The sequence below is a fragment of the Celeribacter marinus genome (assembly GCF_001308265.1).
Classification (GTDB): Bacteria; Pseudomonadota; Alphaproteobacteria; order Rhodobacterales; family Rhodobacteraceae; genus Celeribacter; species Celeribacter marinus.
The window spans coordinates 2,407,575-2,420,071 of sequence record NZ_CP012023.1 but is presented as its reverse complement, the minus strand read 5'-3'; the positions used below and the strand labels follow the sequence as shown (position 1 = coordinate 2,420,071).

Here is a 12,497-nt window from a genome sequence, read left to right as displayed (position 1 = left end):
ATATAAAACGAAATTTACCATCATGGCGCTGTGGCAAAGCCCGCGCAGGTGGACAGTGAGAGGGTTCTCCAATGGTTGCTCTTGACCAAAATCCCGTTGCCACGGGGGCCGATGACGGCCAAACGGCTGCCAAATATTACCGTGCCGCATGGCGGTGGCATTTCTATGCGGGGCTGTATGTGATCCCGTTTTTCATCATGCTCGCCCTTACAGGGATCGCGATGATGTGGATTGCGTTTTTCGACGGGCGCGATTGTGAATACACCGCCGTCATCGCGCAAGAGACCACCACCGCTGTGTCGGTTCAGGCCCAAAGTGCCTTGGCCGCGTTCGGGGGTGGTGATGTGATGCACTATACCGCACCGCGCGATGCGCAAACTGCTGCGATGTTCCGTGTGGATACCGATGCTGGCACGATGATTGCCGTGGTTGATCCCTATACGGCGCAGGTGATCGACACCTTCCCGCGCGGGGCCGGATATTACGACATGATGGACAATATCCACGGCGAACTGATGCTTGGCGTGGTGGGCGATCGGATGGTCGAGATTGCCGCGTCTCTCGCCGTGATCCTTGTGGTGACGGGAGTGTATATGTGTTGGCCGCGTGACCGGTCCCTGCGGGCGGCCCTGACGCCGCGATTGGCGGCCAAAGGGCGGGCCTTTTGGAAATCCCTGCACGAGGTTGTGGGCATTTGGGTGTCCGTGGTTTTAGTGTTTTTCCTGATTTCCGGCCTGTCATGGGCAGGAATTTGGGGCGGTAAAATGGTTCAGGCGTGGTCCAGTTTCCCCACGTTGCAATCCGCATCAAGCGTCAGTTCCGAGGTGCCTGTGGGCGATGTGTTGCATGGTGCAATGAACAGTGGTGCAAAGGACATTCCGTGGGCGCTTGAGCTTGTCCCCATGCCCGCGTCCGGCTCGCTTGCCGGTGCTGACGGCATTGCCGAGGGGCTGCCGGTGGCGTTTGATACCATTGACGCTCTTGCGCGTCAGGTCGGGTTTGCTGGGCGCTATCAGTTGAACTGGCCGATGGGCGAAACGGGCGTCTGGACGATGTCACAGGTCTCCATGAGCCGCGATGACATTTCGCCAACGGGCGACCGTACCGTGCATGTCGATCGATATACGGGCAATCTGCTCGCTGATGTGCGCTATGAGGATTACGGCCTGATGGGCAAGGCGATGGCTGTGGGGATCGCGCTGCATATGGGGACCATTGGTATCGCATTCATCATCTTTAACACTCTGTTTTGTCTGACGGTTTTGTTGCTGTGTGCTTCAGGCGTGATTATGTGGTGGAAACGGCGTCCGGCTAGAACGCTGCGTCTTGCACCGCCCGCCATGCCGCAAGATATGCCGCTTTGGAAGGGGGCTGTTGTCATCGGTCTGGCGCTCTCGTTCGCGCTTCCGATGGCGGGTTTTGCGCTTTTGGTGGTGTTGGTGGCTGAGTGGTTGGTCCTGAGCCGCATCCCTGCGCTCAAACGCGCCCTGTTGTGATGGCGCGGGCCTGATGCCTCGATGTGGGGCTTTGCAACGAGTGATGTGGGCGGGCAGGATGTCCCGCCCACAGTTTTGTGGCCCCATACGCAGTGCGACATGCCATGGCCGCTTGACTTGGCGCGCGCGTGGGGCCAAGCCTTGGCGCTATGACTGATATCAGACCTGTTCTCTACGTAATTGGCGTGCTCGTGGCCCTTTTGGGTCTGACGATGATGGTTCCTATGTTCGTTGACATCGGGTTTGGCCGTGGCGAATGGCAGGTCTTTCTCAAATCAGGGCTAATCACTTTTGTGTTTGGCACGGCTCTCGCGATATCGACGCAAAACGGCCAGAAACAAGGTCTGTCGATTCAGCAGATGTTTCTTTTGACGACTGTGATTTGGCTCATTTTGCCTATTTTTGGTGGTATTCCTTTCATGTTGGCCGAGATGGATGCCTCTGTGACAGATGCGTTTTTTGAGGCGATGTCGGGGATGACAACAACCGGATCTACGGTCTTTTCCGGTCTGGACAACCTACCTGAGGGCATATTGCTGTGGCGCTCTATGCTGCAATGGTTCGGGGGGGTCGGTATCATCGTTGTCGCCATGGTGTTCCTGCCCGAACTCAAAGTGGGCGGAATGCAAGTGTTTCGCTCCGAAGCCTTTGATACAGATGGTAAAGTTCTGCCGCGCGCGGGTGAAATTGCCTCGCGTATTTCGGTGGTCTATGTGGTCCTAACGGCGGCTTGTTTTAGTGCCTATGTGTTGGTCGGTATGGGTCCATTTGATGCGGTCAACCATGCGCTGACCACACTGTCCACGGGTGGGTTTTCGACTCGTGATGCCTCGTTCGGTGCGTTTCAGGGGCCGGCTGAATATGTATCGTCGCTGTTTATGATCCTCGCCTCGCTGCCTTTTGTGCGCTTTGTGCAGCTGATGGCAGGAACGGCCAAGCCGATGTGGCGCGATACGCAAATCCATGCCTACCTCGGTGTGATCAGCGTGCTTGTCGCGGCGTTCTCTGTGTACCGTTTCGTTGTTGATGACGATGCGTTCGAGCATTCAATCCGTGAGGGATTGTTCAACGTGACATCGATCATTTCGGGCACGGGCTACGCGTCGACGGACTACCAGCTTTGGGGGGCGTTCCCCGCTGTCGCCTTTTTCTTTATCGGATTGGTGGGCGGCTGTGCGGGCTCGACGGCATGTTCGGTCAAGGTGTTCCGCTATCAATTGCTGATCGCGTCAATGACCGCGCAAATCCGCAAAATCCATAGCCCTCACGGCGTCTTCACCCCGCGCTATCAAGGGCAAGCGGTGTCCGAAGATGTCTTGTCGTCGGTGATGGCGTTTTTCTCGTTCTTTATCGTCACGTTGGGCATAACGGCGGTGTTGCTTGCCGCGACCGGTCTTGATCTGGTGACGGCGGTGTCGGGTGCGGCTACGGCGATTGCCTGTGTCGGTCCTGGGCTCGGTGATATTATCGGCCCATCGGGTAATTTCTCGTCGCTCAATGATACGGCGAAATGGATTTTGGCGATTGCGATGCTCGTCGGACGTCTCGAAGTGATGTCGGTGTTTGCCCTGTTCACCATCCGGTTTTGGCGCAGCTAACGCGTGGTGCGACCGAACATATGGAAAAAAAAGCCCCGCACATGTGCGGGGCTTTTGTCGTTGGGCGTGTGATCTTTAGTTCCAGCAGCTTACCAAAACAGTCATGTCGCGGGCTTTTTCGATCAGTTCTGCGTCGGACAGATCAATGTCACTTTGTGCGGCGGCGACCGTCACGCCGTGCTCTGATAAAAAGCCCGCGAGTTTTTCCATGTCATAGGCAAAGCTGACGTTTTCGGGGAGCGCGCGTGCGCCGGTGTCAACGGATGTGAGCATGCCGATCACGCCGCCTGTGGGGGCCATGACGGGTGATCCCACTTCGGATGGCAGGGCCGCCAACTCAAGGCGTAAAAGATCAGCCTCACCATTTAGACCCGCGTGCTCTTGCATCGTGCCATAGTTCAAGGTCGGCGTTCCAAGGCGACCACCATAGGCATAGCCCGCAGATGTGATGCCCGATTGCAGGCGGGGCAGGCGGCTATCAAACGCGGCAAAGGCGATCGGTGCCAGCGTGTCATTTGGTGCCAAAAGTGCCATACCATTTTGTGAGGCGACGACTTTGGCGTCATACACGTCATCCAGAACAACCCGTGCGCAGTTTTCAATTGTGGCCGTAGACGTGGCAACGCGGCCAGTGTTGTCGACGAAGAAGCCTGTGGCACTGCGCTCAGCGCGCCGGATATCAAGCCCCGAGAGCAAGTCGATGTTTTGCTCTGCGCCCTCGCCATAGGCATCGGGAAGAACGGCATCGCGAAGGGGTGCAAAACTGGATTGCATGGATCTGAGTGCCATCCAGCGCTGTGTTTGATCGCCTGATGTCGGCCAAATCAGCATCCATCCCTTAACCGCGCCGCCCGCGAGGCTCGCCTCGGCATGCGTGGTGATCTCGCTATTTTGTCCTGTCAAAACAAAGCTGGACGATTGGCGTGAACGCTCCCCGTCCAGAGGGACAATTTCCAATGTCTGTAAGATTTCGTAGAGGCCGCCAAGCGTGTCCTCATCACCGGTTTGAGAGATCAACATGACCTGTACACCCGATCCGTCCTTGGCCATGTATTTGGCAAAGGGTGGGGTGTAGGCATCGAATTCGACCATACCCAGGGGCAGGTCGATCTCGATCCCTGCGGTCTCGTCTGTGACGCGCGAAATGCCCAAGCTGTCGATCACGGATTGATAGGCCGCAAGGACTTCGCCGCGTTGGCGTGTGGTCAAAACCCCTGTCGCCTCGACGCCGTTGGCCTCTTGCCATGCTCCCATGGCGCGCCGTGTTCCGTTGCCAAAGGCCCCGTCGATTGTGGAGTTGTAAAAGCCAGCGAAACGCAACGCGATTTGCAACGCTTTGCGCGCGGGGCGGTCGAGATCACGTTCTGAGGCGCGGGCCTGTGCGAGTGTTTCGTCAAGTGGTTCTTGGGGAACTTCGATGGCCTCAACCACCTGTTCTACGGCCTCTTGAGATGGGGTGGCCAGATTTGCGTCCGTCGAAGGCGCATCATCTGTAGGGGTCACAAGCGGCGTGGCGGTTGTGGCCAAGGCCTGTCCAATGGGGAAAAATGCGGTGCGGTAATCTGCGCCATCGGTGACATAGGCATCGCGTGCGATCAGACCTTGGGCGCGCAACTGGCGCAATGCGTTTTCGGCAGCGTCATCATCGGCGTAAGGGCCGAGCGCGATAGCGTGCCAACGCCCTGCCTGCTCAAAGCCAACCACATTGGGCAATTGTGTGGCGTAGGCCTGTGCGGCTGTCGTGGCTTGTGTGAGCGATGGCTGTGCCTCGATTTGAACCCAAGACTGGGCAAGTGCGGTGCTTGCAAAAAAAGTAGCTACCAAAGAAAGCGGTAGCGCGGCTGTAATACGTGTCATGAAAACCCTATGCGTCAAATGACGGGCTTTGCGCCCGTTTCGTTTCCCTTGCGACACCAAAGCAGGTTCGGGGCCAAGGTCAACCGTTCGAGCGCGCGTTCAGACACAATGTGATCAAAAGCGCGCGAAAAGTTCGGAAATAGTGAGGCATTCGCGCGATGTGGGGCGGCTTGGGTCATTGACGCCCCCCTCTGGCTTGCCTATTGAATGGCCGCATTAGAAGTGCTGAACAAGCAAGGCTTACCCATGTCCGAGACGATGATCCAAACCAGTGATAAACCGCGGTCCTTTCAGGACATTATCTTGCGACTACAAGCCTACTGGGCGGCCAAAGGCTGTGCGGTTTTGCAGCCTTACGACATGGAAGTGGGAGCGGGAACATTCCACCCTGCGACAACGCTGCGCTCGCTTGGGTCGACGCCGTGGGCGGCCGCCTATGTCCAGCCCTCGCGCCGTCCAACTGATGGACGCTACGGCGAGAACCCGAACCGTCTTCAGCATTACTATCAGTTTCAGGTTTTGATCAAACCAAGCCCGCCTGATTTGCAAGACCTCTATCTCGGCTCATTGAAAGCCATCGGTATCGACACGGACCTGCACGATATCCGGTTCGTTGAGGACGATTGGGAAAGCCCAACGCTTGGCGCGTGGGGCCTTGGATGGGAAGTGTGGTGTGACGGCATGGAAGTGTCGCAGTTCACCTATTTCCAACAGGTCGGCGGCCATGATTGCCGCCCCGTGTCGGGCGAATTGACCTATGGTCTGGAACGTTTGGCAATGTATGTGCTTGGCGTCGATCATGTCATGGACATGCCGTTCAACGATCCGTCCTCCCCCATTGCGCTGAGCTATGGCGACATTTTCAAACAGACCGAAGAAGAGTACTCGCGCCACAACTTTGACGCGGCGAACACCGAAAAACTTCTCAAGAATTTTGAAGAGGCCGAGGCCGAGTGTCACGCGCTTTTGGCCCGCCCCGCCGAAGATCCCAAAACGGGCAAACGTATCATCATGGCGCACCCCGCCTATGATCAATGCATCAAGGCCAGCCATGTGTTCAACTTGCTTGATGCGCGCGGCGTGATTTCGGTCACCGAGCGGCAAGCCTACATTGGCCGCGTACGCACCCTTGCCAAAGCCTGTGCTGATGCGTTCGTACAAACCACGGCGGGCGGATATGTCCCCGAGGGTGTGGCGCAATGAATGGTAAACTCATCGTAGGTGGCATCGTGCTCACAGCAATCGTATTCGGAGCCGGGCTCTACTACTCACAAGTCTACGCCTATTACGAGACATTTGACGCCTCCGCGCCGCGCGCGACTGTGCGTGCCACCACATTCGACGGTGTGGCCGAGGATATCCTTGCTGCCGACTACGAAGGCATTGATGCCAACACATCGCCCATCCGGTTTCGTGCCTGTTTCACCACGCCGCTCTCCACCGCGATGATGACGGAAACCTTTGTGCCCTATGAGGCCGCAGAGCCATTGATCGCGCCCAAATGGTTCGGCTGCTTTGACGCCAAGCAAATTGGTGACGACCTCGAGGCGGGGACCGCTATGGCCTTTCTCGGTGAGGCAAATTTCGACTATGGCATCGATAGCGTGATCGCCGTCTATCCCGATGGCCGCGCCTTTTCATGGCACCAGATAAACCCGTGTGGTGAGGCCGTTTTTGACGGTGATCCCGCACCTGAGGGCTGCCCGCCCGCGCCACAAGGACAGTAAGATATGCCCGACCTGCTGATCGAACTCTTCTCCGAGGAAATCCCCGCACGCATGCAAAAACGTGCGTCTGAGGATCTCAAAAAACTTATCACCGATGGTTTGGTCGAGGCGGGTTTGACCTATGCGTCTGCTGGTGCCTTTGCCACGCCGCGCCGTTTGGCCTTGTCGGTTGAGGGTCTGCTTGCTGCATCTCCCACCACCGTGGAAGAGCGCAAAGGACCGCGTGTTGATGCGCCCGAAAAAGCCCTTGAGGGGTTCTTGCGCGGAGCAGGTGTGAGCAAAGACGAGCTTGAGATCCGCGACGAGAAAAAGGGTCAGGTCTATGTGGCCAAAATCACCAAGGCGGGCCGCCCCGCATCCGTGATCGTGGCAGATGTTCTTGAGGCGACCATCCGCAATTTCCCGTGGCCCAAATCCATGCGTTGGGGCAATGGCGCGCTCAAATGGGTGCGTCCGCTTCACTCCATTGTGTGCATTTTGACCACCGAAGAGGGCGCAGAGGTTGTACCGCTCGACATCGACGGGATCAAAGCGGGCAACACCGTTTTTGGTCACCGTTTCATGGCGCCAAACACCTTTACCGTCTCTTCGTTTGACGCCTACACGACCAAGCTCAAACAGAACTTTGTCATGCTGGACGCCGCCGAGCGGGCCGACCATATTTGGCATGACGCCACCAATCAGGCCTTTGCACAAGGCCTTGAAATCGTGGAAGATGCCGGTCTTTTGGCCGAGGTCGCGGGTCTCGTGGAATGGCCTGTTGTGTTGATGGGCGACATTGCCGAGGATTTCATGGGCTTGCCGCCCGAAGTTCTGCAAACTTCGATGAAAGAGCACCAGAAATTCTTTTCCGTGCGCAATCCCAAAACGGGGCGCATCGAGAAATTCGTGACCGTTGCCAACCGCGAAACCGCCGACAATGGCGCGACCATTCTGGCGGGCAACCAAAAGGTATTGTTCGCACGCCTGTCTGACGCGAAATTCTTTTGGGAAAACGACAATCGCACGGTTGCGCGTGACGGGTTCGAGGCCATGTCTGCGCCGCTTGCCAACGTCACCTTTCACAATAAACTCGGCTCCCAAGCTGACCGTATTGCGCGCATCGCCGCATTGGCCCGCGAGATTGCCCCGATTGTGGGCGCGGACGCCGATGAGGCCGAACTGGCCGCCAAAGTCGCCAAGGCCGACCTGTCGTCCGAAATGGTCTATGAGTTCCCGGAACTGCAAGGCATCATGGGGCGCTATTACGCCAAAGCCGCGGGTATGTCCGATGCAGTGGCCGATGCGTGCCGCGACCACTATTCGCCGCTCGGCCCCTCTGATGATGTGCCAACCGACCCCGTCTCCGTGGCCGTGGCGCTCGCCGATAAACTCGACACGCTGACAGGCTTTTGGGCGATTGACGAGAAGCCAACAGGAAGCAAAGACCCGTTCGCGCTACGGCGTGCGGCACTCGGCGTGACGCGGTTGTTGTTGACCAATAATCTTCGCGGTTCTTTGGGTGTGTATTTCTATCAAGGAATTGTTGAAAACCAAATTGCTGTTGAGTGGCCGAAAGAACAAAAACAGTGGCAAGATGAAGAGCCTTCCTATCCCCAAGGCGGACAAGGCTTTGAGGGCTTCAAAGTGGAATTTTGGAGTCTGCACAACAAAGATCAGGTGAAGACGGTTTCCGCCGACCTTCTCTCCTTCTTCCACGACCGCCTCAAGGTCTTTCTCAAGGACGAGGGTATTCGCCACGATGTGATCGATGCTTGTCTTGTGATGGACGGGGCTGACGACATCACGTTGCTCGTCAAACGCGCCCGCGCGTTGTCTGCGACATTGGCGACTGAGGATGGCAAAAACCTGATCCAAGGGTTCAAACGCGCCAACAACATTCTCTCCCAAGCCGAGAAAAATGACGGTGTTGAGTACTCCTATGGTGCCGACATCAAATTTGCCGAAATGGACGAGGAACGCGCGGTGTTCGCCGCCCTCGACGTGGCCGAGACCAAGATCAAACCCGCAATGGCGTCTGAGGATTTTAGCGCCGCCATGTCCGCAATGGCCGACCTGCGCGGTCCTGTAGATGCGTTTTTTGAGGCTGTTCAGGTGAACGCGGATAATGATGTGGTGCGCCGTAATCGTCTCAATCTGTTGGGCCGTATTCGCGATATTTGCCTCAGTGTGGCCGATCTGACCAAAATCGACGGCTGAAACACACCTGATTGAGTGTTTGCGGTAACGTTTTAGTTGCACATCTGTCCCTGACGCGCGTAGGCTTCGCGCAAAGGAGCGCCGCAGTGCAGCACAATGTCGAAAGTCTTGGATTTACACGCATAAAACGAGTGGCCCCCATTTCGGCGGGGACACACGGCGGGCGTGCAAAGTGTTTGCAACGGTTGATCCGACTGGATTTGCCGGTGCCAAAAACTGTGGCGCTCAGTTTTGATACTGTGCACGCGCTTGCCGAGGGGCAACAGCCCGATATGGATGCGTTGTTGGACGTGTTTGGGGAAAAGCAATTGCTCTCCGTGCGTCCGTCATCGGAAGTGGCCGACTGGGGCGGACCCAATGCCATTCTCAATATCGGCATGAACGCGGCGCGTCACGACGAGTTGGCTAAGACATTGGGACAAGACGCGGCAGATGCGCTCTATCTTCGATCTGTGCAAGCATATGCGGTGCACGTCGAGAAACTTGACCCTGAATTGTTCGAATTTGACAACTCTATGGCAACGTCAGATCAACTCAACGCGGCTCTTTCGGCCTATGAGGGTGAGACGGACGAGGATTTCCCACAACAGATCGAAATCCAGTTGTTGCAGGTTTTGCGCTCTATGGCGCGCGCTTGGGCCGGCACAACGGCGCGGTTGCTCAGACAGGCAAAAGGCGCACCTGCCGATGCGGGATTGGGCTTGGTCGTCCAAGCGATGGCCTTTGGGCTTGGCAATGGCGATTACGGCTCTGGCGTGATCCAGTTGGTCGACAATGATACGGGCGAGCCGATCGTAAAGGGGCGGTTTATTCGCCAAAGCCAAGGTCGTGAAACCCAAGTCAACGAACGCAATGTGATCTATCTGACCAAAGATGGACGTGGGCCGTCATTGGAAGATCTCTTGCCTGAGGCCTACGCCCAACTTGTTGCGGCGGCGCAGCTGTGTCGTGCTAAATTGCGCGAAGAGATGGAAGTTAAATTTACCATTGAAAACGGTAAGTTGCACATCATTGATGCGATCCGTTTGCCGCGCTCGTCGCGTGCCGCTCTGCGCATTGCGGTGCAATTGGCCGAGGATGGGATCATTTCCAAAGATGATGCGCTATGCCGTATTCCTGCGCGCTCCTTGACCGAATTATTGCACCCTCAGGTCGATCCGGCTGGTGTGCGCGATGTGGCGTGTCGTGGCATCGCCGCTAGTCCCGGTGGGGCGGTTGGCAAAATCGTATTCACCTCTGCCGCAGCACAGGCGAGCGAAGCACGTGGCGAGCCCTGCATTTTGGTGCGCCGCGAAACTGCGCCTGAGGATATTCGCGGGATGCATTCATCGGTCGGTGTGTTGACCGAGCGCGGGGGGGTGACCTCTCACGCGGCGGTGATCGCGCGGGGAATGGGTGTGCCTTGTGTTGTTGGGGCCGATGTGCGGATCAATTCGCGCGCCAATACCCTAACCTTGCCGGATGGTCGTGACATCCGCGAGGGCGAGATGATGACGCTCGACGGCTCTGCGGGTGAGGCGCTTTTGGGGGCGGCCAAAATGTTACCTCCCGCAAAAGACTATTGGTATCTGCAACTTATGGAATGGGCCGATGCGATCCGCGACATTGGAGTGCGGGCCAATGCCGATACGCCCGATGCGGCGGCTATGGCGCGGAATTTCAAGGCGCAGGGCATCGGCCTATGCCGGACCGAGCATATGTTTTTTGAGGGTGACCGCCTGACGGTGATGCGCGAGATGATATTTGCGCAGACCCACGAGGATCGCCGCGAAGCTATCGCGCGCCTTTTGCCCATGCAGCGCGCTGATTTTACGGAATTATTCGATATTATGCAGGGTCATCCTGTGTGTATCCGCTTGTTTGATCCGCCCTTGCACGAATTCTTGCCCTCTGATCGCGCGGGAGCCAAAGAGTTGGCCGAAGCGTTGGACCTGCCTTTGTCGGATGTGACGCGCCGCATTGAGTGGCTGTCTGAATTCAACCCGATGCTTGGCATGCGGGGGGTGCGTCTTGGGATCACCTTCCCAGAGATTTACGAGATGCAAGCGCGCGCGATTTTTGAGGCCACTGTTGAGGCGTCAAAGCATGGTGATGCGGTTGTTCCCGAGATTATGATCCCGCTGGTGTCGGCCAAACGCGAGGTTGAATTGGTCAAAACGCAAGTCGACGGTGTTGCGGCCGCTGTGCGCAACGAAACGGGCAGCGCGTTTACGTATCGGTTGGGCGTGATGGTTGAAACGCCACGCGCGGCGCTACGGGCGGGTGATATTGCCCAACACGCGGCGTTCTTGTCGTTTGGCACCAATGACCTGACACAGATGACATATGGATTGTCACGCGATGATGCGGGGCGGTTTATGAACGCCTATGTGCAACAAGGTGTGTTTCCCGAAGATCCGTTTCACACCCTCGATATCGATGGTGTGGGCGAGTTGTTAAACATCGGCGCAGCACGAGGGCGCGCGATGTCCCCTAACGTGACTTTAGCCGTGTGTGGCGAGCATGGGGGCAACCCCGAATCTATCGCATTTTGCCGTGCGGCGGGCTTTGATTACGTGTCGTGTTCGCCGTTTCGGGTGCCTGTTGCGCGGTTGGCCGCTGCGCAATTGGTCGCACAGGAGCGGCGGCACAAATAGATTGGTTAGTCGTTGTTCTATAACTAAAAAGAGACAGTTGTATACAAATCGGGCGCGCGGAAAGCAGGCCCGATTTTACCGTTTTGTAACCCCCAAAATCCACTGAGGTGGACCATTGCGATTTTTTGGCATAGATAGCGGCTGAAATAAACGACCGTGAGCCTCGATTTTTGAGGCACAAGGAGAAGTGTCTATGAAAGTAATGAACGGGCTAAAAGCGTTTGCGCTTGTGTCTGCGCTCGGCGTTTTAAGCGCCCCGCAGTCTCTCGGTGCCGCTGAAAAGCTAAGCATGTCCAATGCGCCTGAGAGCGCGTTGACCAATGAGTTATCGGTGTTGTTTGCGCAAGAGCGTGAGGCCATGACCTCCGCCGGCGCACAGACCGTTGCCGAGGTTTTGGCCAACTACCGCCCCAAGAGTAAGCCGACACCGCCCGTGGCGGTCGAGTACACAAAGCCGTATTTGGCCCAATTGCCTAAGGCATCGGGCGGAGAGGCGTGGGCATGCCTGTCCGAGGCGCTGTATTTCGAGGCACGTGGCGAAAGCGTCAAGGGTCAGTTTGCCGTGGCTGAAGTCATCTTGAACCGTGTGTCGTCCCCTGCGTTTCCCGATACCGTGTGCGGTGTGGTCAATCAGGGCACGGGTAAGAAATACCAGTGCCAGTTTACGTACACCTGTGATGGACACGCCGAGGCGATCCACGAACCCAAAGCCTACACACGTGTGGGAAAGGTGGCGCGCTTGATGCTTGATGGTGCGCCGCGCCGTTTGACCGAGGGGGCCACGCATTACCACACAACGGCTGTAAACCCACGTTGGGCGCGTAAATTTCCGCGCACGGCACAGATCGGCGTGCATTTCTTTTACAAGATGCCCCGCGCCTGATTTTGCGACTTTGTAACATTTTGCGACCCCGTCGGCGAAAACCGGCGGGGTTTTTGCATGTCTGGCCCGCGTTGATGTGTGCGAAGGTTGGACGTCCCGTA

General features: G+C 57.0%; 9 protein-coding genes. 7 read left to right on the top strand and 2 right to left on the bottom strand.

The window, feature by feature from the left end; all coding sequences use genetic code 11:
- Positions 1 to 71 precede the first annotated feature (71 nt).
- Positions 72 to 1,496 (top strand): PepSY-associated TM helix domain-containing protein, encoded by a 1,425-nt coding sequence (locus IMCC12053_RS12080; RefSeq protein ID WP_062219395.1) that lies wholly within the window; start codon positions 72 to 74, stop codon positions 1,494 to 1,496.
- 149 nt (positions 1,497 to 1,645) lie between these two features.
- Positions 1,646 to 3,094 (top strand): TrkH family potassium uptake protein, encoded by a 1,449-nt coding sequence (locus IMCC12053_RS12075; RefSeq protein WP_062219393.1) that lies wholly within the window; start codon positions 1,646 to 1,648, stop codon positions 3,092 to 3,094.
- A 75-nt stretch (positions 3,095 to 3,169) separates the two neighbouring features.
- Here the strand turns inward: IMCC12053_RS12075 and IMCC12053_RS12070 are convergent, their stop codons facing one another.
- The gene (locus IMCC12053_RS12070; RefSeq protein ID WP_062219391.1) at positions 3,170 to 4,951 is read right to left on the bottom strand and encodes a serine protease; all 1,782 of its coding nucleotides are present in this window, start codon (positions 4,949 to 4,951) and stop codon (positions 3,170 to 3,172) included.
- A 14-nt stretch (positions 4,952 to 4,965) separates the two neighbouring features.
- Positions 4,966 to 5,130, bottom strand: a complete 165-nt coding sequence (locus IMCC12053_RS15865; RefSeq protein ID WP_156320749.1) for a hypothetical protein — start codon at positions 5,128 to 5,130, stop codon at positions 4,966 to 4,968.
- A gap of 79 nt (positions 5,131 to 5,209) precedes the next feature.
- On the opposite strand from IMCC12053_RS15865, the gene IMCC12053_RS12065 reads away from it, so the two are divergent.
- The 5 genes from IMCC12053_RS12065 (at position 5,210) to IMCC12053_RS12045 (ending at position 12,396) form a co-directional block, all read left to right on the top strand.
- Entirely contained in the window at positions 5,210 to 6,154 is a 945-nt protein-coding gene (locus IMCC12053_RS12065; RefSeq protein WP_062221292.1) for a glycine--tRNA ligase subunit alpha, read from the top strand.
- Positions 6,151 to 6,678, top strand: a complete 528-nt coding sequence (locus IMCC12053_RS12060) for a DUF6446 family protein (RefSeq protein ID WP_062219389.1) — start codon at positions 6,151 to 6,153, stop codon at positions 6,676 to 6,678. The genes IMCC12053_RS12065 and IMCC12053_RS12060 overlap by 4 nt, the downstream gene beginning before the upstream one ends.
- A 3-nt stretch (positions 6,679 to 6,681) precedes the next feature.
- On the top strand, positions 6,682 to 8,877 hold the full coding sequence (gene glyS, locus IMCC12053_RS12055) for a glycine--tRNA ligase subunit beta (protein ID WP_062219387.1): 2,196 nt from the start codon (positions 6,682 to 6,684) through the stop codon (positions 8,875 to 8,877).
- Positions 8,878 to 8,963: 86 nt separating this feature from the next.
- On the top strand, positions 8,964 to 11,513 hold the full coding sequence (locus IMCC12053_RS12050; RefSeq protein ID WP_062219385.1) for a putative PEP-binding protein: 2,550 nt from the start codon (positions 8,964 to 8,966) through the stop codon (positions 11,511 to 11,513).
- A 193-nt stretch (positions 11,514 to 11,706) separates the two neighbouring features.
- On the top strand, positions 11,707 to 12,396 hold the full coding sequence (locus IMCC12053_RS12045) for a cell wall hydrolase (protein ID WP_062219383.1): 690 nt from the start codon (positions 11,707 to 11,709) through the stop codon (positions 12,394 to 12,396).
- Positions 12,397 to 12,497: the final 101 nt, after the last annotated feature.

Coding starts and splice junctions, on each gene's coding strand:
- IMCC12053_RS12080 (WP_062219395.1), top strand. CDS start 72: ATGGTTGCTCTTGACCAAAATCCCGTTGCCACGGGGGCCGATGACGGC.
- IMCC12053_RS12075 (WP_062219393.1), top strand. CDS start 1,646: ATGACTGATATCAGACCTGTTCTCTACGTAATTGGCGTGCTCGTGGCC.
- IMCC12053_RS12070 (WP_062219391.1), bottom strand. CDS start 4,951: ATGACACGTATTACAGCCGCGCTACCGCTTTCTTTGGTAGCTACTTTT.
- IMCC12053_RS15865 (WP_156320749.1), bottom strand. CDS start 5,130: ATGACCCAAGCCGCCCCACATCGCGCGAATGCCTCACTATTTCCGAAC.
- IMCC12053_RS12065 (WP_062221292.1), top strand. CDS start 5,210: ATGATCCAAACCAGTGATAAACCGCGGTCCTTTCAGGACATTATCTTG.
- IMCC12053_RS12060 (WP_062219389.1), top strand. CDS start 6,151: ATGAATGGTAAACTCATCGTAGGTGGCATCGTGCTCACAGCAATCGTA.
- glyS (WP_062219387.1), top strand. CDS start 6,682: ATGCCCGACCTGCTGATCGAACTCTTCTCCGAGGAAATCCCCGCACGC.
- IMCC12053_RS12045 (WP_062219383.1), top strand. CDS start 11,707: ATGAAAGTAATGAACGGGCTAAAAGCGTTTGCGCTTGTGTCTGCGCTC.